Here is a 19614-nt window from a genome sequence, read left to right on the forward strand (position 1 = left end):
CCCCCCCCCCCCCCCCCCCCCCCCCCCCCCCCCCCCCCCCCGCCCCCGCAGACCCGTACGGGTCAGACCTTCGCCTTACCGAGAATCCGGTTCACTGTTGTGCCGCATACCGGACACTTACCCTTGGCCATGTTCATGCCGGTCTTCGAGACCTCCACGTGCCCCTCGAAGTCCCGCTTCTCCTTGCACTTCACGCAGTAACCGTTGTAGGTCTGGGCCTGGTCGGCCACGGTGCCCTCCTCGTCTCGTCCGCCGGTCAATACGGTCCCGGCGGAATGCCCGGCGGCGGGCCACACGGGGCGCCGGCGCTGGGTCTTACTCCACGGCCACCTTCGTGACCGCTGGTCCGCGGACCCTACCCAGGTCTGGGCAGTTCCATGTCAGCTGTGCATCGACACTGTGAGCAAGTCGACGTCGAGAGTGTGCATGGCGAATTAGGTCGGATAAGTCAGTTTGGCGGGGACACGCCGACCAAACCCTGACAGCCACCCCTGCGGGTGCCCCCGCGACAGCGTCCGACGCCGTGATCACCTACGGTGGAGCGGAGGACCGCGCGGTGCCGCCGTCGGCGTACACGGTGGGTGACGAGGCGGCAGGATGACGCTTCGGCGGTGATCCAGTCAAGAAATTTTCGGGACGCCGGGCGACCAATCACCATTTTTTGGGCGCGTGTCGTGCGGTTGACTCTTGCGGACCCCTGGTCAGTACGCATTAGCTTTCCCTCGTGACACGTAGCCGAGGCTGCGCGGCCCAGTGATGGCGGGGACGCGTAAGCCGGTCGTCGAGGTACGGCGCAGCCAGCGTCGGCGACGCACGGTGTCTGCGTACCGTGACGGTGAGCGGGTGGTCGTCCTCATCCCGGACCAGTTCTCCCGGGCCGAGGAGAGCGAGTGGGTCGACCGCATGCTGGCGCGGCTCGCCGCCCGCGAGGGCCGACTGGCCCGCTCCGACGACGAACTCGTCGCCCGGGCCAACCGGCTGATCGACCTCTACCTCGGCGGGTACGGCGAGAAGGCCGTCCCGGCCAGTGTCCGCTGGGTCACCAACCAGAACGGCCGCTGGGGCTCGTGCACCCCTGCCGACCGCAGCATCCGCATCTCACACCGGGTCCAGGACATGCCCGACTGGGTGATCGACTACGTGCTGCTGCACGAGTTGACCCACCTCATCGTGCCCAGCCACAACGCCCGCTTCTGGGCACTCGTCGGCCGGTACCCCAAGTCGGAGCGTGCTCGCGGCTACCTGGAGGGCGTCGCCGCCGCCTCCTGCGCGCCCGTACCCAGCTGACCTGCCCTGCCGCACTCCAGCCGGCGGCTCTGCTGGTCTGCGTGGCGTTGCCGGCCTGCGCGGCGTTGCCGGCCTGCGCGGCCTTGCCGGTCTGCTGGCCCAGCGGGGCCTCGTCCGGCCTTGATCGACTCCAGGTCGGCGATGTTGCGGTGTCCTGGCGGTGGGATGGCCCGACATCGCCGATCTGGAGTCGATCACCGGCCCCGCCGGCCGATTGGCCCGCGTGCCGGCTGGCCCGCGTGCCGGCTGGCCCGCGTGCCGATTGGCCCGTCGGGTGGCTGGCCCGCCGGCTGACCGGCTCGTATGGGCTGGCGCGCTCGGCGGATCGGGCGCGTGGGGCTCGGCGGGGTGGGTGAGGCAGCGGGCCGGGGCGCTAGGGTCGGGGAATGGCGCGGCGGGTGGTGGTGGTCATGCTCGGGTCGGTGCGGTGGTCGCCGCCCGGCGTCGACCGGGAACAGTGGCGGGCGGCGCTCGCCGAGGACGTCATCGACCTGGTCGCGACCCTCAACGAGGTGGACGTCGCGGTCGCGGTGACCCCGGCGGACCGTCCGCTGGCCGACGCGCTGGTCTGGCCCGGAACCGCCGTCCACGAGGTGCCCGAGCCGACGCCGAACGCGGTGTTCGCCACGCTTGACGGCTACGACCAGGCGGCGGTGCTCGCCGGTGACGTACCGGACCTGCCGGCGCTGACCGTCGGCAAGCTGCTGCGCCCGCTCACCACCCGGCCGGTCGCCGTCGCGCCGGCCGAGGGTGGTGGCCCGGGTCTGCTCGGCGTGGCCGTACGGCTGCCGGTGCCGCAGTGGTTGCCCACGCTCGACTTTGACACGGCGATGCCGGCCGACGCTCGGGTCGGCGCCCCTCAGCCGGGCGACGTCGCCGTCACGGCCGGCTGGCGACGCCAGCGCGGCCCGGCCGATCTGGCGGCGCTGGACCCGGCCTTCGAGGGCTGGGAGGCGACTCGCTCGCTGCTGTCGGGCTCGGGCCGTCCCGCCTGATCGACAAGCCAGCCCGCCCAGCCGCCGGGGAGACCGACCGCCGCCCGCCTGCCCGGCCGAGCGCCGCTCGCCCGACCGCCGCCCGGCGAGTCGCTGCCTGATCAGCGCCCGCCCGCGCCCGCCCGCGCCCCGCCCGGTCGACCGCCGCCCGGCGAGTCGCCGCCTGATCAGCGCCCGCCGCCCCGCCGACCGTCGCAGACGAGCCTTGGCGGCATGATCGACTCGGGTTCCGGAAAGTCGGGCGGTCCGCGTGGCGCGGACACCCCGGTTCCCGGGAAACCGAGTCGATCACCGCGAGTCGATCACCGCGAGTCGATCAGCGCGAGTCGATCACCGCGAGGCGAACAGCGGCCGGTCGAGCCGCTGCCGACCCGTTCACCAGCGGGCGCGCAGCGCCCGCACCCGTCCAGGTCAGCTCTTGGCGTCGCCATCCGTACCGGTGTTCCCCTCGGTGCCGGTGTCGTCGTCGGACTCGCCCGGTGCCTTCTCGTGCGCGCCGCCCGGGGCGGTGAAGTCGAAGCTGTCCAGCTCGCTCAGGTCCATGTCGTTCATCGCGAACGCGACCGGGTCGGCGAAGTCGTCGTCCGACGGGAGCAGGTCCGGGTGACCCCAGACGGCGTCCCGGCCCTCGATGCCCCGGTGCTGGGTGAGTGCCGCCCACAGCGCCGCCGCCTCGCGCAGCCGGCGCGGACGCAGTTCCAGGCCGACGAGGGCGGCGAAGGTCTGCTCGGCCGGGCCGCCGGCGGCGCGGCGGCGGCGGAACGCCTCGCCCAGCCGTACGACGTTCGGCAGCCGGTCGCTGGCGGCGCTGTCCACCACGTGGCACACCCAGCCCTCGACCAGGGCCAACGCGGTCTCCAGGCGGGCCAGCGAGGCCTTCTGGGCCGGACTGTCCTCGGGGGTGAAGATGCCTTCCAGGGCGATCGCCTGCATCGACTCCGGGTCGGTCGGGTCGACCCGGCCCATCGCCTCCTCGATCGCCTCCCGGTTGACCCGGATGCCCGAGGCGTACATCTCCACGGCGCTGAGCACGTGCCCGCGCAGCCACGGGACGTGCTGGAACAGCCGCTGGTGGGCGGCCTCACGCAGCGCCACGTAAAGGCGTACCTCGTCCTCGGGAAGTTCCAGGCCCTCGCCGTACGCGCGGATGTTGGCCGGAATCAGCGCGGCCGTGCCGGCCGGGCCGAGCGGGAGACCGATGTCGCCGGCGGAGAGCACCTCCGCGGCGAGCGAGCCGAGGGCCTGGCCGAGTTGGCCGCCGAAGAGCGCGCCGCCGAGGGTGGCGACCATCGACTGCATCGGGCCGAGCTGGGCGCGCGCTTCCGGGGGCACCAGGTCGCCCATCGCGCCGACCATCCGGCTGGCCACCGGGTCGCAGAGCTTGCGCCACACGTCGAGCGTCTTGAAGATCCACTCGTTGCGGTTCCAGGCGACCGGGGACTGGATGCCGGACGGCCACGCCGTGGCGGGCTCCAGCCACAGGTCGGCCAGGCGCAACGCCTCCTCGACCGCGTTGCGCTCGTACGGCGACACGGCCGGGTCGCCGGCGGCGGCGAGCTGGCTGGCCGCTACCTGCCGGGCCAGGTCCCAGTTGACCGGACCGCTGCCCGGCGCCGAGAGCAGGTGTTGCAACTGCGACATGAACTGCTGCATCTGCGCGGGATCGTTGGGGTCTGGTGGTTGCCCACCCGGGAGCGCGAAACCGAACGGAATATCAGGCACGACCTCTACGGTACGCGGGCCGCGCCCCAGGTAGTCGCCGCTGGCGTTGCGCTGAGGGCGAAGTCGCGTGGCGCATCCGTCGGACCGGCGGCCAGCGATCGGTACGCTCTGGCGCATGAGACGTCGTGGCCTGACGGTGCTGCTCGGTGCCCTGTTCACCGCCCTGCTGAGCATCGGGGTGCTCCGGGTGCCGATCCCGTACGTGGTGCTCGGCCCGGGCCCGACCGTCAACACCCTCGGCACGGCCGACGGCAAGGAGGTCATCCAGGTCACCGGTCGGGAGACCTCCACCTCGGCGGGCCAGCTCCGGCTGACCACGGTCGGGGTGCAGCCGACGGTGCGGCTGCGCTCGGCGATCGCCGGCTGGTTCTCCGACGACGAGGCGGTGGTGCCGCGCGAGCTGGTCTACCCGCCGGGGGAGTCGACCGAGCAGGTCGAGCAGCGTAACGCCGAGGACTTCAAGGTGTCGCAGACCAGCGCCGAGACCGCCGCGCTGCGGGAACTGGGCTTCCCGGTGCAGGTGGTGATCAAGACGGTGGCGGCGGACGGTCCGTCCGCCGGAGTGCTCAAGGTCGGTGACGTGGTGACCTCGGTCGACGGTAAGCCGGTGCCGGTGGCCGCCAAGGTGACCGAGCTGATTCGGGCCAAGCCGGCGGGCACCGCGTTGACCATCGGTTACACCCGCGACGGCACGCCGGCCACCGCGACGGTGACCAGCCGGGAGCAGGACGGCCGGCCCCGGATCGGGGTCGAGATCGACCAGCAGCAGCCGCACCCGTTCACGCTCGGCATCGACCTGGAGGACATCGGCGGGCCGAGCGCCGGTCTGATGTTCGCCCTGGGCATCGTGGACAAGCTGACCCCGGCCGACCTCACCGGTGGAAAGGTCATCGCGGGCACCGGCACCATCGACGACGAGGGCACGGTCGGCCCGATCGGCGGGATCGCCCAGAAGCTGGTCGGCGCGAAGCGGGCGGGCGCCAAGGTCTTCCTGGTACCGGCCGACAACTGCGCCGAGGCGGTCCGTAACCCGCAGCCCGACCTGCCGTTGCTGAAGGTGGGCTCGCTGGACGAGGCGCTGACCGCGCTGGAGACGCTGCGCGCCGGTGGTCAGCCGACCCGCTGCTGACCCGTGTGACCGTGCCCCGACACGCTCAGGAACACCCCGTACTCTGGGTGCCTGATCGGAGCCGATCACATCGAGCGTGCGGAGCCAACAGTGGTCATGCGTAGCAGCAGCCCCCTGCCGAGGATGAGCCGGCGGGGCCGGGTCACCATCGCCGTCCTGGTCGGGGTGTTCGTGCTCTTCACCCTGCTCGGCTGGGGTGTCCAGGCCTGGACCGACTGGCTCTGGTTCGACGAGGTGCGCTACACCGAGGTCTTCACCGGGGTGCTCGTCACCCGGCTGCTGCTCTTCCTCGTCATCGGCCTGGGCATGGCGGTGGTCGTTGGCGGCAACCTGTGGTTGGCGTACCGGCTGCGGCCGCGCTTGCGACCGCACTCGGTGGAACAGGCCACGCTGGAGCGCTACCGGATGGCGCTCAGCCCGCGCCTCGGCACCTGGATCGCGCTGACCGCCGCCGTGATCGGCCTCTTCGCCGGCCTGTCCGCGCAGAGCCGGTGGAACCAGTGGCTGCTGTTCCGCAACGGTGGTGACTTCGGCGTCAAGGACCCCGAGTTCGGGGTGGACATCGGCTTCTACGTCTTCCAGCTCCCGTTCTGGCGCTACCTGCTGGGTGTCGGCTTCACCGCCGTGGTGCTGGCGCTGATCGGCGCGCTGGCGGTGCACTACCTCTTCGGTGGGGTCCGCCTTCAGGGCGTCGGGGACCGGATGAGTAACGCGGCACGCGCGCACCTGAGCAGCCTCGTCGCGGTGTTCGTCCTGCTCAAGGCCCTCGCGTACGTGCTGGACCGGCGGGCGATGCTGCTCGAGTACAACGAGGGCGCCAAGCTGTACGGCGCCGGCTACGCGGACGTCAACGCGCTGCTGCCGGCGAAGGAGATCCTGGCGTACATCTCGGTCGTGGTGGCCATCGCGATCATCGTGTTCTCCAACGCCTGGATGCGGAACCTGGTGTGGCCGGGCATCTCGCTGGCCCTGCTGGGCGTCTCCGCGGTGGCGATCGGCGGCATCTACCCCTGGGCGGTGCAGACCTTCGAGGTGAAGCCGAGCGCCAAGGACAAGGAGGCGCCGTACATCCAGCGCAGCATCGACGCGACGCGGGCCGCGTTCGGACTGGGCGGCACCGAGACCACCCCGTACGCGGCGAACAACCTCACCCCACCGGCGAACCTGGCCACCGACACGTCCGTGGTGTCCAACGTGCGGCTGCTCGACCCGCAGTTGGTCAGCGAGACGTACACCCAGCTCCAGCAGGTCCGCGGCTTCTACGACTTCGGCCCGAAGCTGGACATCGACAGGTACGGGGTGAACGGCAAGACGTCCGACTACGTCGTCGGCGTCCGCGAGATCAACTACGGCGAGCTGACCGATCAGCAGAACACCTGGATCAACCGGCACACCGTCTACACCCACGGGTACGGCCTGGTGGCCGCCCCGGCGAACCAGGTGGTGTGCGGCGGGCAGCCCTTCTTCGTCTCCGGCTTCCTCGGCGAGCGGACCCAGGAGGCGTGCTCCTCGCAGACCGAGCAGATTCCGGCCAAGCAGCCGCGCATCTACTACGGCGAGCGGATGGCCGCCGACGACTACGCGATCGTCGGGCAGTCCGACCCGAACAAGAAGGCCGAGTTCGACCGGCCGGTCGGTGAGGGTGGCGGCGAGTCCTACACCTACACCGGCGAGGGCGGCGTCAAGATCGGCTCCTTCACCCGTCGGCTGCTCTACGCCATCAAGGAGCAGGAGTCGAACTTCCTGCTCTCCGAGGCGGTCAACAAGGACTCCAAGCTGCTGTACGTGCGCAACCCGCGGGATCGGGTCGAGAAGGTCGCGCCCTTCCTCACCCTGGACGGCGACCCGTACCCGGCGGTGGTCGACGGTCGGGTGCAGTGGATCGTCGACGGTTACACGACGGCCGCCACCTACCCGTACGCCGAGCGGGTCAACCTCCAGGTCGAGACGACCGACGAGTTGACCAACCGGGGCACCTTCCAGTTGGCCCGGGAGAACGTCAACTACATGCGCAACTCGGTGAAGGCGACCGTGGACGCGTACGACGGCACCGTGACGCTCTACGAGTACGACGACACCGACCCGGTGCTCAAGGCGTGGAACAAGGCGTTCGGCGGTGACCTGATCAAGCCGAAGGCGGACATCCCGGTCGAGTTGAACGAGCACTTCCGCTATCCGGCGGACATGTTCAAGGTGCAACGCAACCTGCTCACCAAGTTCCACGTGACCAACCCGGGTGACTTCTACTCCGCGCAGGACTTCTGGCAGGTGCCGAACGTGCCGGACGCACCGGACAGCGGCCAGAAGCAGCCGCCGTACTACCTGTTCACCCAGTTCCCGGGGCAGGACAGCCCGCGGTTCCAGCTCACCTCGGCGGTCACCCCGAACGGCCGGCAGAACCTGGCGGCGCTGATCTCCGGGTCGTACGTCGACGGGAAACCCCGACTCGAGGTGCTGGAGTTGCCGGACCAGACCCGGATCTCCGGTCCGGTGCAGGTGCACCAGCAGATGACCAACAACGCGAACATCCGCCAGCAGCTCAACCTGCTTTCCAGCAACCAGGCGCAGGTGCAGTACGGCAACCTGCTGTCGCTGCCCTTCGCCGACGGCATGCTCTACGTCGAGCCGGTCTACGTGAAGAGCAACCAGCAGGACGCGTACCCGCTGTTGCAGAAGGTGCTGCTCTCCTACGGTGACGGCGGCTCGTTCGTGGCGCTCGCCGACAACATCAACGACGGCATCAAGCAGTTGGTCGAGCAGGGCAAGAAGGCCGGGCAGGGCACCTCGCCGCCGCCCACCACCGGCGGCAACCCGACCAGCCCGTCGCCGAGCGCGACGCCGACGCCGGGCGGTACGACCCCGACGCCGGGCAACACGACCCCGCCGACCGGCGACCTGGCCGCCGCCGCGGACCGGGTGCAGTCCGCCATCACCGAGGTCCGCGCCGCGCAGAGCTCCGGGGACTTCGAGCGGTACGGCCGGGCGCTGAAGGCGTTGGACGAGGCGTTGACCGCGTTCCAGCAGGCGCAGCAGGCGGCCAACCCGGGCGGCGGCGCGCCGCCCGCACCGTCCGCCACCCCGAGTGGCGGAACGGGCGGCTGACCAGCCGCCCGAGGAGCAACCGGAGCCCTCGACGTCGGACCCCGCCGGGTCCGCACGTCGGGGGCTCCGCCGCGTCCGTACGGTATGCCGGCCTGTCGCCTCTCCGACACGCTTTGTCCGGCTGACCCGCAACCCGGCCCGGCCCCCTGCCGTCAGTGATGCATCGGGGCGCGGACAAGGGGGCAGTCGTGAGGGACGCACAGAGCTTCGACGATTTCTACCGGGGGACCGTCCGGCGGATGATCCGGTACGGCTACGCGGTGACCGGGGACCACACCGAGGCGCAGGACGTCGTGCAGGAGGCGTTCGCGCGGGCCTGGCGGCAGTGGGGGCGGCTGGCCGAGCACCCGGCGCCCGAGGCGTGGCTGCGGTTGGTGGTGTCCCGGTTGGCGAACGACCGTTGGCGGCACCTGCGCCGTCGGCGGATGCTGCTGAGCCGCAGCGGTCCGCCGCCGAGCGCGCCCCCACCGGGTGAGGACGGGGTGCTGCTGGTGGGCGCGCTGCGCCAACTGCCGGCCGCACAGCGACAGGCGCTGGCCCTGCACTACCTCTTCGACATGTCGGTCGAGGAGATCGCCCGGGAGGCCGACGTGCCGGTCGGCACCGTCAAGTCCTGGTTGTCCCGCGGCCGGTGCCGGCTGGCCGTACTGCTGCCCGACGTCCACATCGACGAACTGGAGGCGAACGATGTCCACTGAACTCTCCGACCTGTACCGGTCGCTCACCGTCGCCGCCGAGGACGTGACGGTGGCGGATCCCGAGGTGGTCCGGCGGCACGCCGACCGGCGGGCCCACGTCCGAGCGGCCGGCAGCGCGCTGGCGGTGGCGCTGCTGCTCGGTGGGGTCGCCGTCGGCGGACGCCTGGCGTTCCCGGTGGACGGGTCCGCGCCGCTGCCCCCACCGGCCGACACGCCGGCCCCGCCGTCGACCGGGGCCAGTCCCACGCCGGTCCGGTCGGCGTCCGCTCCGCCCACGCCGTCCGCGCCGCAGTCGTCCCCGACGGCGTCCCGCACCACGGCAGGGGGTACGCGGCCGGTCGCGCCCACCGGCCAGGCGACCGCCCACGCGCCCACCTCGATCCCGGACCGGGCCTTCTTCGTGCTGGCGGCCGCCAACCGGACCGGTCTGGAATCGACCGCTGCCGGGCCGGTCCTGCCGGAGCTGTGCGACGCCCGGTACACCAGCGAGTCGGCGGTGGTGCAGCGCCGCGCCCGGTCGATCGCCTACAAGCGGCCGGAGACCCGGGCCGGGAGCGTGCCGGACGGCAGTTACCGGCACAGCATCACCATCTACCGTCCCGGCCGCGCCGACGACGCGCTGCGGGAGTTGCGGCAGGCCGTCCGGGCGTGCCCCCGGCAGACGTTGTCGGACGACACCAGGGTGTGGCGGCAGCGCCTGCTGGACTCCGGGGCGTACGGCGACGAGTCGGTGTTGTTCGAGTTGCGGGCCCCGTACCCGGCGGGCATGGGTGACCCGGGCGCGGACGAGGTGCGGCTGGTCCGGGCGGTCCGGATCGACGACGTGGTGACGGTGCTCTGGGAGCAGGGGTGGGAGTACACCGCCGCCGAGCGTGCGCAGGTCGACGCCGACAGCCGGCGGGCGGTGGCGGCGATCGAGAACTGGCTGGGCTGACGGCGGTATCGGAGTCGCTTTGCGGTGTCCCGGGTCGGTGCGCTACGGTTATCGAGCCGACGCGGGGTGGAGCAGCTCGGTAGCTCGCTGGGCTCATAACCCAGAGGTCGCAGGTTCAAATCCTGTCCCCGCTACGAGAGTGAAAGCCCGTCTCCGATCTTCCGGAGGCGGGCTTTCGTCATTGTCGTGCCCGCCCGTGCGGTTGCCCGGCGGTGACCCCGGCTGATCATCGCCGGGACGAGTGGGTTAAGCTTTAACAGCCGACGCGGGGTGGAGCAGCTCGGTAGCTCGCTGGGCTCATAACCCAGAGGTCGCAGGTTCAAATCCTGTCCCCGCTACCACGTACGACAGAACCCGGTCCCCTGATGGGGGCCGGGTTCTGTCGTTCCCGGTCGACGTCGCCGCCGCCGTGGGCGGGGGCCGGCGCGAAGCGGCCCCCGCCCGCAGGTCACCGCAGGCCGTAGGCCCGCATGACGGTCTGGGTGACGCCACCGCCGTTGCGCTGCTTGGCGGTGACCCGGATCGACACGTACTCGGCCCGGCCCGGCGCGTTCAGGGCCGCCGTCCAGGCACCCTTGCGCTCCTTGAGGCTCTGCCGTTGCCAGGTGCGCCCGTCGTCGTACGACACCTCGAGGTCGAGCGAGGAGACCCCGTCCTTCGCGGCCGTGCTGCCCATCACCACCGGGGTGATGGTGAGGTCGTTCCGGCGCGGTGCGCGACCGGCGAGGTCCACCTCGGTGGCGTAGTCCAACTGGACCAGCGGCATCGCCTGCACGTCCGTGCCGGAGACAGCGCCGGAGAAGAAGGTCCAGTCGGTGCGCGTGCTCGACGAGTACGGGCTGTATTCGGGAATGCTCTCCGTCTCGACGAGCAGCCGGTACGGCACCGTCTCCGTGGGAAGGTCGCCGACGAACAGCTCCGCGGCGTTCTCCATCTGCGTCAGTCTCTTGTCGCCCTGGTAGAGCGAGATCCGCTGCCGCATCTCGCCGCTGCCGCTGCCACTGTGCACGGAACCACCGTCGCCGAACCCCTGGATGTAGGCGCTCATCCCGAACTCGCCACGGAACGGGATGTCGTACATCAGCAGGCGCGGTCGGGTGACGGGCCCGAACCACCGGTCCTGCTGGACGCTGCCCGGCCGGTAGGCGATCTCCTCCGTGTACGAGCGTCCCCACCCGACCACGTCGGCGGTCTGCTTCCAGCGGACGCCGTCACCGGCGGACACCCAGTCGGTACGCGGCCCGGGGGCCACCGACCGCATCGGGAACGCCGGGGCGGCCACGTACGAGTACGGCGGGAAGTCGGTCCGCGACTCGGCGGCCGGCTTGCCGGTCGGCGGGGCGAACACGAGGTCGATCCGGGCGAGGTGCTTCGGGTCCGTCCGGGGCGACGGGTCGTCGGGTACGCCGCCCGGGTGGTAGTCGACCAGGTCGTAGAGGTACCTCGGCGAGGGGTGCGCGGTGACGGTCAGCCGTACCCCCTTGCGGCCGGCGGCGGTGATCGCGGCGATCAGCTTCTCGCCCTCGCCGCCGACCAGCGACGCGACCGGCAGCGACCCGGGCGTCCTCCCGTCGGAGTTCCCGTACCACTCGCTGGCCCGGCCCTTGCCGTCGTTGACGACCAGGAGCAGCGCCGCGCCGGCGGCGGTCGCCGCCCGCACACGCTCCGACGGGGGTACGGAATCGTCGCGGCGGACGACGACGGCCCTGCCACGGGCCGACACGCGGGCGTAGTCCGCCGCCGCACCGGTGCCGGCGAAGACGGCGTCCAGGCGCGAGGTGCCGTCGGCCAGTGGGCGGGAACCGGGCTGCGTGAGCGGGTCACCGATGGGCCGACCGTTGTGGGTGATCTCCAGCGGCGTCTGCTGGGCCCGGATCCGGGTGGTGAAGACAAAGCTGCCCTGTCGTACCGGAACCCTGGTCGGGAGCGCCCACAGGCTGTCGTAGGTGGCCCCGGGGAAGAACACCTCGCGCAGGGCGCCGTAGTCGTTGGGCGCCGGCTCGCGGGAGGTGAACGAGCGGAAGATGTCGATCCGGCTGTCGGTGATGCTGGTCGGCTGCGGTGTCGCCACCTTCACCTGGCGGGCCTTCGAGGCGTCGAGGTCGACGACCCGGTCGGCCGTCAGCTCGACTTCGGGCGCGGTCAGCATCGCGAGTCCGAGCGACGCCTCGCCGTGCTGACCCTGCACGTCGATGGCACCGATCAGGGCGTAGGTGCCGGGGGCCCAGCGGCTCACGAGTTTTCCGTCCCGTACCCACATGAAGGTGGAGACGCCGTCGGCGCTGACGACCTCGACCTCGCCGCTCGCCGGCCGACCGGTGCGGTCCTTCAGGTTGATCGTGAGGTCGTACCTCTTGGAGTCCACGCTGACCCCGACGGCCGTGTGTACGACGCCGCCCGCGTGCCGGGCGGTGATCCGGGCCGAGTAGCGGCCCGGTGCGAGCCCCTTCGGGTCGACCACGACGTCGACCGTCGAACTGCCCCGCGCCGGCACCGTCACCTGGGCGGCACCCGCCGTGAAGGTCGTGGCGGGGGCGTCGGCGCCGTCGACGGAGAGCGCCAACGTGACCGCGCTGTCGGTCGTGTTGGTGTAAGTGATCTTCCGGGTGATCCGTTGCGGTTGCGCGCCGGGCGACGACGGGACGAGACCGGCGTCGACCGAGCCGGTCGCGATGATCTGGTCCTGGTGGTAGGCGGCGGCCACGTTCAACCGCCCGCTACCGGCCCGGTAGGCGCTGTAGTCGGGCGTGGGCACGCTGGTGCCCATCAGGGCGTCCTTGATCTGCCGGGCGCTCCAGGTCGGGTGCTTCTGCGCGAGCAGGGCGGCGGCCCCGGCGACGTGCGGCGCCGCCATCGAGGTGCCGCTGTCCAGCCGGTAGAAGCCCTCGCCGAACTCCATGTACTGCGAGCGCGCCGCCAGCACGTCCACACCGGGGGCGGTCAGGTCGGGCTTCAGGCCCTCGTCGACCATCCGGGGCCCGGCGCTGGAGAAGTCGGCCAGATGGTCGGCGCCGTCCACCGCGCCGATCGTCAGCGCGGCGTCCGCCGTCCCGGGCGCTCCCAGGGTGTACGCGTCGGGGCCGCTGTTGCCGGCGGAGACGACGAAGAGCGCGCCCGTCTCGGCGGTCAGTTGGGTGAGCGACTGGCTCAGCGGATCGTCCTGGCTGTGCCAGGCGCTGACGCCCAGGCTCATGTTGATCACCTTGGCGTGTTCGGTCCGTGCCGCCCACTCCATGCCGGCGATGATCCCCGAGATCGATCCGCCCCCGAAGTCGTCGAGGACCTTGCCGATCACCAGGTCGGCGCCGGGGGCAACGCCCTTCTCCCGGCCACCCGAGGCGGCGCCCGTCCCGGCGATGGTGGACGCGGTGTGGGTGCCGTGCCCGCCGCGGTCGATGACGTCCTGACCGGGGATGAAGCTCCGGGACGCCACGATCCGGTCCGCGAGGTCCGGGTGGGTCGTGTCCACCCCGGTGTCCAGCACGGCCACCCGTACGCCGGCGCCCGTCCCGCCGGCGGCCCAGGCCGCCGGCGCGCCGACCTGCGCGGTGGTGTCGGCGAGGGCGGCCTTCGCCCGGCCGTCGAGCCAGACCTTGTCGACGCCCGCGGTGAAGGAGGGCGCTGCGGCGTCGGAGGAGCGGGCGGTCGACGCCGCCGCCCCGGGCCGGTTGCCACCGGTGAGGGCCGACCAGAAGTCGGCGGCCTGCGGGCGGTGGGCCCGGATCGCCTCGCCACGGACCGACGGCAGGTCCAGCGTGGTCTCCGCGCCCGGCAGGTCGGTGCGGGTACGGAGCGCCGCCGAGTCCGCGGCGCGGGTGACGATCAGGGGCAGCGCGCTGGCCCGGGCGTCGTCGAAGCCCTGCGCGACGAGTTGGGTGACGTCGAAGAGTTGCTTGTCGAGGCGACCGGTGGCCAGGTACGGCAGCGCCTCGTCCGGATACACGTAGGTGTCGCCGCGCTCGGTGGCGACGCGTACGGAGCCGGTGGCGCCCGACGGCCGGGCGACGTCCACCGTGGGCGGCGCGCCGGCACGCCCGGGGGTGACGGTCACCCGGTCGCCGGTGATGAGCGTGACCGTCACGGGTGCGCCGTGGGCGTCCGCGCCCCGGCCCGTCGGCGCTGTCGGTGGTGGGGACGCCGGAGCGCCGTGGGCTGTCGTCGGGCTGACGAGAGCGGTGACGAGGGTAACGCCCACCGCTGCTGCCGCAGATCTTCGGGTGAGAGAGAGCCGCACAGTGCCTCCAGAGATGACCAGTTGCCGAATCTGATCATCCGAAGGCATTCATGTAAAGATCATCTTCTTTACCGCCGCGTTGCGGCTGTATTGCGCGGGCGGCACCGCCCGGTCCCGTGAATTCGGCGTGGACCGCCGTGCCGAGGTTGCGCCCTTCGGCGAGGATGGGCGCATGTCTTCCTTCGCAAAGTGGTGGGGCCGGCTCAGCGCGGTCCTCGGTACCGTCGTCCTGGCGGTCTTCGTGCCGGTCGCTGCCTGGGCTTCCACCGGGACCGGCGAGGTGGTGGTGGAGGCGGCACGGCGGCGCTCCCGTGGTGGCGGCTTCGGTTTCCTCGGTCTGCTCTGCTGCCTCGTGGTGGTGGCGATCATCGTGTTCCTGGTGCTGCGCCTCACCCGTAACCGCCGCGGCGGCCCGCCGCGCTGACGACCGGCGGGGCTCAGCCCGCCAGGGCGCCGATGGCCTGGGACAGGAAGCGGGCGGTGGCCTCGCGGGTGCCGTCCCGCTTGACCCGGACCCGCTCGGCGGCGGTGACCAGCAGGGTGCGTACCTTGGCGTGGCCCTTCGGCGGCGGCGCCGGCGCCGGCCCGAGCTGGTCGGCCAGGGTGTCACCGAGGGCGGCGGCACGCAGTTGAGCCGGGTCGGTGATGCTGCCCTGGGTGTACCGGCGGACCGCGAGACTGGCGTTGAGGCCCCGTTCGTGGCCGAGGACCGTCCCGGCCTCGCCGTTGGTGGTCAAAAAGTTGATCACGTCGGCCACCGTGTCCGGGTGCCGGGTTCCCCGGAACCCGGCCCAGTACATCGACGCGCGCGCCCACTGGGCGCCCGGTGGCCCGGGGAACCCCACCACGCCCAGCTCGGAGTCGGTGAGTCGTTGCAGCTCCGGAAGCTGGTGGGACCAGGCGAAGGACGCGGCCGTCAACCCGGTGACCACCGGCTGCCGGGACGGCTCCCCGCTGTCGGCCTGCTCGACGAGGGCCGCGCCCGGAGTGGCACGGCCGGCGCGGGCGCGCTGCCACAGCTCGAACCAGGCGATCAGCTCGTCGGCGCCGAAGCCCAGCTCCCGCCCCCGGTAGAACTCGCCACCCTGGGACCGGAGCCAGAGCCAGAGGGCGCGGTAGTCGCCGGACGCGTCCATCGTGCCGGCCACCTGGCCGTCGCTGGCCTCGGTGACCAGTTGCGCCCACGCGATGTAGTCCGCCCAGGACATCCCGCCACGCGGTTCGGGCACCTGTAGCTCACGCAGCAGGTCCCGGTTGAAGACCACGGCCGCGAGGGTCTGCCCGGCGGCGACCCCCGTCGTCCGCCCGTCCACCGTGCCGTACCGGACCAGGCCCTCGGGCAGGCCACGCAGGTCCAGCCGGTGCGCGGCGATCGGCTCGGTCAGGTCCAGGGTGATCTGGCGTTGGGTGTACTCGGCCAGCATCGAGTCGTCGAGTTGGATCAGGTCCGGGACGTTGCCGCCGGCCGCCTGGGTGGCCAGCCGCTCGTAGTAGCCGTCGGCGCCCTGCCAGGTCACCCGGAAGGTGACCCCGGGGTTGCGCTCCGAGTACAGCCGCAGGACCTTCTCCGTCAGCTCGGCCCGCTTCGCCCCTCCCCACCAGAAGATCGACAGCTCGACCGGTCCGCTCCCGGTCGAGGTGTCGGCGCCGTCGCTGCATCCGGCCAGTCCACCGGTCGCCAACAGGGGAGCGCCGAACAGCGCGGTGAGCACCCGGCGTCGGCCCGGGTCGGCGTCAAACCGGTCGATCGGGGGACGAACAGCGGGCACGGGGTCTCCTGGCACCAACGGACGGGGGCCGGACCATTCACGCAGGCGGCGCAGGAGGGTGTCAACGTCCGTCCGGTCACGCCCGTCGGCCCGTGGGCGGATAGGTGGCCGGAACGGGCCCGGCGACGTCACATGGTGTACTAGGGCACGTGGAACTTCTGCACTCGGGCAAGGTTCGGGACGTGTACGCGGACGGCGACGACCTGATCCTGGTCGCCTCGGACCGCATCTCGATCTACGACGTGCCGTTGCCGACACCGATCCCGGACAAGGGCCGACTGCTCACCGCGCTCTCGCTGTGGTGGTTCGAGCAGCTCGCCGACCTGGTGCCGAACCACGTCATCTCGGCCACCGACGTGCCGGCCGAGTTCGCCGGCCGGGCGATCCGCTGCCAGCGGCTCGACATGGTGCCCGTCGAGTGCGTCGCCCGCGGCTACCTCACCGGCGGCGGCCTGCGCGAGTACGAGCGCACCGGCACGGTCTCCGGCGTACCGCTGCCCCGAGGGCTCGGCGAGGCGTCGATCCTGCCCGAGCCGATCTTCACCCCGTCGAGCAAGGCGCCGGCCGGCGAGCACGACGAGCCGATCACGTACGACGACGTGGTGGCCAAGGTGGGTCGGGAGACCGCAGAACGGCTGCGGCAGATCACCCTCGACATCTACCGGCGCGGGGCCGAACTGGCCGCCGACCGGGGCATCCTGATCGCCGACACCAAGATCGAGCTGGGCTGGGCGCCGGACGGGACCCTGGTGCTCGCCGACGAGCTGTTGACCTCCGACTCGTCGCGGTTCTGGCCCGCCGAGTCGTACCAGCCGGGCCGGGTGCAGTTCTCCTACGACAAGCAGTACGTGCGGGACTGGGCCACCGGTAGCGGCTGGAACAAGCTGCCGCCCGCGCCGGACGTACCCGCCGAGGTCGTCGAGGCGACCCGCGCCCGCTACGTCCAGGTGTACGAGAAGCTCACCGGCAACCGCTGGGAGTGACCCCGGCGGCACGGCGACCCGCTCAGTGGTTCCAGGCGTCGTTGCCGAACAGCCGCGACCACAGGTTGTCCACCACGCCCGAGGTGCCCCAGACGGTGTCCCCGTCGTCGTCCGTCCCGGCCGGCGCGAGCTGGGTGCCGCCGCCGTAGACCAGGTAGCCCGGCCCGGTCGGGGAGCCCACCGCGTGTCGGGCGCTGCTGTGGATGCCGTACCCGACGAAGTCGCGCTCCCACTTCGACAGGAACCCGGCGGCCACGTTGTCGAGCCCGTCGACGGTGGCCTGGACCAGGTCCTTGAGCACCTGGGTGTCGCCGCTGCCCAGATGGGTGCCGACGTCGAACGAGGCGGCACCCGCGATGGCCGCCGCCCCGCCGGTGGCGATCGCCTCGGCCATCGTCTCGATGCCCTTGAGGAAACTGAGCGCCGAGGCGGCGAAGGAGGCTGCCGTGGCCTCGGCCGACGCCGCGGCGGGCGCTCCGACGACGGTCGCCGAGGCCGCCACGATGAAGGTGGCGAAGGCCAGCAGGATGGTGGACACCACCGCGTACGCCACGACGAGGCAGAGCAGGGCGGCGCCGACGCAGAGCATCGTGACGCCCACGGTGACCGCCAGCACCTGGGTGCCGACGACCTGGACGCCGTACGCCTTGATGTGCACTCCGAACGCGTCGCGGTCCTTGCCGCTCCACTGGGCCGGGGTGAGGGTCGCGAGGGCGTCGTCGAGGTTGCCGTGGGCGGTGCCGAGCTGGTCGTACATGGACAACCAGTCACCGCCCTTGCGCATGATCGTCTCGGGGTCGCACTGGTTGAAGTAGACGATCTGGGCGATCGGCCAGGCGGCGGGGATGACCGAGGCGGCCACGCTGATCTCCGCCATCGCGATCTTCGCGGCGGCCGCGGGGTAGCTGGGGTTTGCCATGTCGGTCTCCGGCGGTCTCAGCGGGGAGCGATGGTGCTGGCGGTCTCCGCGGCCTCCCAGTTGTCCGCCGTGCGGGCCAACCGGGAACGGACCTCGGCGAGGTGCTCGCGTTTGGTGCGCAACTGCTCCTCGACGAACTCGACGGCGCCGACGTAGGCGACCGCGAGCTGTGGCACCACCGAGGTGAAGTTGCTGTGTTCGATGAGGCGGGCGGACGCCAGCAGTTCGGCGCAGGCGTCGAGGGGCGGCCCGACCTGACGTTCGATCGTCTCGCCGAGCGCACGGATCGCCGGCGGGTCAACCTCGATCATCGACTCTCCCCGTGTACGCGATCGATGTTCATGGTGCCGGAGCGCGGACAGCCTAACAGGATCATGGATGGGCGTGAGTGCCCGTCGCTGGTAGCCTGCGACCCATGCCAGCCGGACCGTCGACGCCCCCCGACAACTACGCGGCCCGGATGGCCCGCCGGCCGCGCTGGCAGCGGATTCTGCTGCCGATCCTGCTGCTCCTGGCCCTCCTGGTGCTGCCCGTCGGCCTCGGCCGCAATCTGATCGGCGCCGAGCGGGCGAGCATCCAGGTCGAGTCCTGTGACAACGGTGGTGCCAAGGGGACCCAGCGGTGCCGGGGCACCTGGACCATGTCCGACGGAAGGGTGGTCAGTGGCCCGGTGGGCGGCGGCTCGCTGCACACCGGCGATCGGGTCGACGGCTGGGCCAACGACGACCAGGCCACCGTCAGCCTGATGGCCTGGGCCATCGCCCCGTTGCTGGTGGGCTTGGCCCTGCTGGCCGCCATGGTGGCGCTCGCCGTCGTCTTCCTGCGGGCGGCCGTGCAGCGGGTGCGGCGCGGCCGCTGACCCGCTCCCGGGCCGGCGTCCGTCACACCCCCAGTTGACGCCGCAGCCGTTCCAGCATCTCCGTGCTCTCCCGCAGCGGCCCGCTGACCATGTCGTTGAGCTGCGCCAGCTTCGCCTGCGCCGCCGCCGGATCGTGCACGAGCGTCGCGGGCCCGGCCGGACCGCCCAACTCACGCATCACCTCGGTGGTAGCCCGCGCCAGGTCGGCCCGCGCCTCGCGCAGGAGGCCGGCGACCAGTTCCGACAGCTCGGCGGCGGGCAGGCGCAGGGCCCGTGGGTCGATGTGGAGTTCCCGGGCCGGGTCGTCGGCGGTGCAGGTGACGCGCACCAACCCGTTCTCACTCTCCGCGTGACCGGTCAGCCCGGTCAACCGGCCGCGCAGTTCCTCCCCGCGACCCAACTGCTCCCGCATCCGTGCGGCCAACTGCGCCATCACGTCCGGGTTCGGTGCGCCGCCGATCGGCCCGCTCATCGTGCCCCTCCCGCTGTCGTCGGTCTGACCGGCCGACGGTACCCACCGCGACCCACCGTTGGGGGGCCGGACCACTGTGGAGCGGGGATCAGCCCAGGCTCAGGAAGATCCCGACGCCGACGACCAGCACCACCACGCTGACGGTGAGCAGGGAGACGAACGGCACCAGCACCGAGGACCTTCCCACGATGCTCGGCGACTCGACGAGGATCCGGTTCGGACGCTCAGGCTCGTACACCACGGTGACCGGTCCGGGCGCGGCCGACAGCGGGGTCTGCCGGAAGCGGCCCGGCGTCGCGGTCACCACGGCGCCGTCGGCCGTTCGGTACCGCACCACCGGGTAGTAGGTGCGGGGACCGTTCCCCCGGGTGACCGGACGAAGTTCCACCACCTCACCCGGCGTCCGTACGCCCCGGCGCAGCAGGGCGAGGTCGCGCCGGAACCGGACGAGGGCGTACGCCATCCCGGCCAGGCCAAGGCCCGCCAGGATGATCAGGACCACCAGCGGCAT

17 protein-coding genes and 2 tRNA genes are annotated in these 19614 nt (G+C 71.9%); 11 read left to right on the plus strand and 8 right to left on the minus strand.

Annotation, left to right across the window (positions count from 1 at the left end):
* Window positions 1-62: 62 nt before the first annotated feature.
* Window positions 63-230 carry a DUF5679 domain-containing protein gene (locus AC3EN4_RS13180; RefSeq protein WP_007464795.1) on the minus strand — a complete coding sequence of 56 codons (168 nt, stop codon included), beginning with the start codon at window positions 228-230 and terminating at the stop codon, window positions 63-65.
* Window positions 231-756: 526 nt separating this feature from the next.
* On the opposite strand from AC3EN4_RS13180, the gene AC3EN4_RS13185 reads away from it, so the two are divergent.
* Entirely contained in the window at window positions 757-1287 is a 531-nt protein-coding gene (locus tag AC3EN4_RS13185; protein ID WP_433115312.1) for a M48 metallopeptidase family protein, read from the plus strand.
* 386 nt (window positions 1288-1673) lie between these two features.
* Window positions 1674-2282 carry a hypothetical protein gene (locus tag AC3EN4_RS13190; protein ID WP_435206188.1) on the plus strand — a complete coding sequence of 203 codons (609 nt, stop codon included), beginning with the start codon at window positions 1674-1676 and terminating at the stop codon, window positions 2280-2282.
* A gap of 411 nt (window positions 2283-2693) precedes the next feature.
* On the opposite strand, the gene AC3EN4_RS13195 is transcribed toward AC3EN4_RS13190, so the two are convergent.
* The gene (locus tag AC3EN4_RS13195; protein ID WP_422736775.1) at window positions 2694-4004 is read right to left on the minus strand and encodes a zinc-dependent metalloprotease; all 1311 of its coding nucleotides are present in this window, start codon (window positions 4002-4004) and stop codon (window positions 2694-2696) included.
* Between the two features lie 115 nt (window positions 4005-4119).
* Here AC3EN4_RS13195 and AC3EN4_RS13200 point away from each other — a divergent pair, with 115 nt between their 5' ends.
* The 6 genes from AC3EN4_RS13200 (at window position 4120) to AC3EN4_RS13225 (ending at window position 10208) form a co-directional block, all read left to right on the plus strand.
* Complete coding sequence (locus tag AC3EN4_RS13200) at window positions 4120-5133, plus strand: YlbL family protein (protein ID WP_422736774.1); 1014 nt, start codon at window positions 4120-4122, stop codon at window positions 5131-5133.
* 96 nt (window positions 5134-5229) lie between these two features.
* Complete coding sequence (locus tag AC3EN4_RS13205; protein ID WP_435206189.1) at window positions 5230-8235, plus strand: UPF0182 family membrane protein; 3006 nt, start codon at window positions 5230-5232, stop codon at window positions 8233-8235.
* A 188-nt stretch (window positions 8236-8423) separates the two neighbouring features.
* On the plus strand, window positions 8424-8933 hold the full coding sequence (locus AC3EN4_RS13210) for a SigE family RNA polymerase sigma factor (RefSeq protein WP_422736772.1): 510 nt from the start codon (window positions 8424-8426) through the stop codon (window positions 8931-8933).
* Entirely contained in the window at window positions 8923-9867 is a 945-nt protein-coding gene (locus AC3EN4_RS13215; RefSeq protein ID WP_435206190.1) for a superantigen-like protein SSL4, read from the plus strand. Before AC3EN4_RS13210 ends, AC3EN4_RS13215 begins: the two co-directional genes overlap by 11 nt.
* 60 nt (window positions 9868-9927) lie before the next feature.
* Window positions 9928-10001 (plus strand) — tRNA-Met (locus AC3EN4_RS13220).
* 130 nt (window positions 10002-10131) lie between these two features.
* Window positions 10132-10208 (plus strand) — tRNA-Met (locus AC3EN4_RS13225).
* Between the two features lie 107 nt (window positions 10209-10315).
* On the opposite strand, the gene AC3EN4_RS13230 is transcribed toward AC3EN4_RS13225, so the two are convergent.
* On the minus strand, window positions 10316-14062 hold the full coding sequence (locus AC3EN4_RS13230) for a S8 family serine peptidase (RefSeq protein WP_435206191.1): 3747 nt from the start codon (window positions 14060-14062) through the stop codon (window positions 10316-10318).
* Between the two features lie 211 nt (window positions 14063-14273).
* Here AC3EN4_RS13230 and AC3EN4_RS13235 point away from each other — a divergent pair, with 211 nt between their 5' ends.
* On the plus strand, window positions 14274-14525 hold the full coding sequence (locus AC3EN4_RS13235) for a hypothetical protein (protein WP_435206192.1): 252 nt from the start codon (window positions 14274-14276) through the stop codon (window positions 14523-14525).
* A gap of 13 nt (window positions 14526-14538) precedes the next feature.
* Here the strand turns inward: AC3EN4_RS13235 and AC3EN4_RS13240 are convergent, their stop codons facing one another.
* Window positions 14539-15870, minus strand: a complete 1332-nt coding sequence (locus AC3EN4_RS13240) for an ABC transporter substrate-binding protein (RefSeq protein WP_435206193.1) — start codon at window positions 15868-15870, stop codon at window positions 14539-14541.
* Between the two features lie 149 nt (window positions 15871-16019).
* On the opposite strand from AC3EN4_RS13240, the gene AC3EN4_RS13245 reads away from it, so the two are divergent.
* Window positions 16020-16853 carry a phosphoribosylaminoimidazolesuccinocarboxamide synthase gene (locus tag AC3EN4_RS13245; protein WP_435206194.1) on the plus strand — a complete coding sequence of 278 codons (834 nt, stop codon included), beginning with the start codon at window positions 16020-16022 and terminating at the stop codon, window positions 16851-16853.
* Window positions 16854-16875: 22 nt separating this feature from the next.
* Here AC3EN4_RS13245 and AC3EN4_RS13250 read toward each other — a convergent pair whose 3' ends face one another.
* The gene (locus tag AC3EN4_RS13250; protein WP_435206195.1) at window positions 16876-17772 is read right to left on the minus strand and encodes a hypothetical protein; all 897 of its coding nucleotides are present in this window, start codon (window positions 17770-17772) and stop codon (window positions 16876-16878) included.
* Window positions 17773-17789: 17 nt separating this feature from the next.
* Window positions 17790-18083 carry a hypothetical protein gene (locus AC3EN4_RS13255; RefSeq protein WP_422736765.1) on the minus strand — a complete coding sequence of 98 codons (294 nt, stop codon included), beginning with the start codon at window positions 18081-18083 and terminating at the stop codon, window positions 17790-17792.
* Between the two features lie 104 nt (window positions 18084-18187).
* Between AC3EN4_RS13255 and AC3EN4_RS13260 the strand changes: the two genes are divergently transcribed.
* Window positions 18188-18631, plus strand: a complete 444-nt coding sequence (locus tag AC3EN4_RS13260) for a hypothetical protein (RefSeq protein ID WP_435206196.1) — start codon at window positions 18188-18190, stop codon at window positions 18629-18631.
* 22 nt (window positions 18632-18653) lie between these two features.
* Here AC3EN4_RS13260 and AC3EN4_RS13265 read toward each other — a convergent pair whose 3' ends face one another.
* Together AC3EN4_RS13265 and AC3EN4_RS13270 are read right to left on the minus strand one after the other, a co-directional pair.
* Window positions 18654-19103, minus strand: coding sequence for a YbaB/EbfC family nucleoid-associated protein (locus AC3EN4_RS13265; protein ID WP_435206197.1), 450 nt, complete (start codon window positions 19101-19103; stop codon window positions 18654-18656).
* 88 nt (window positions 19104-19191) lie between these two features.
* Entirely contained in the window at window positions 19192-19614 is a 423-nt protein-coding gene (locus AC3EN4_RS13270; protein ID WP_435206198.1) for a DUF3592 domain-containing protein, read from the minus strand.

This window comes from Micromonospora sp. bgisy143 (genome assembly GCF_057708145.1).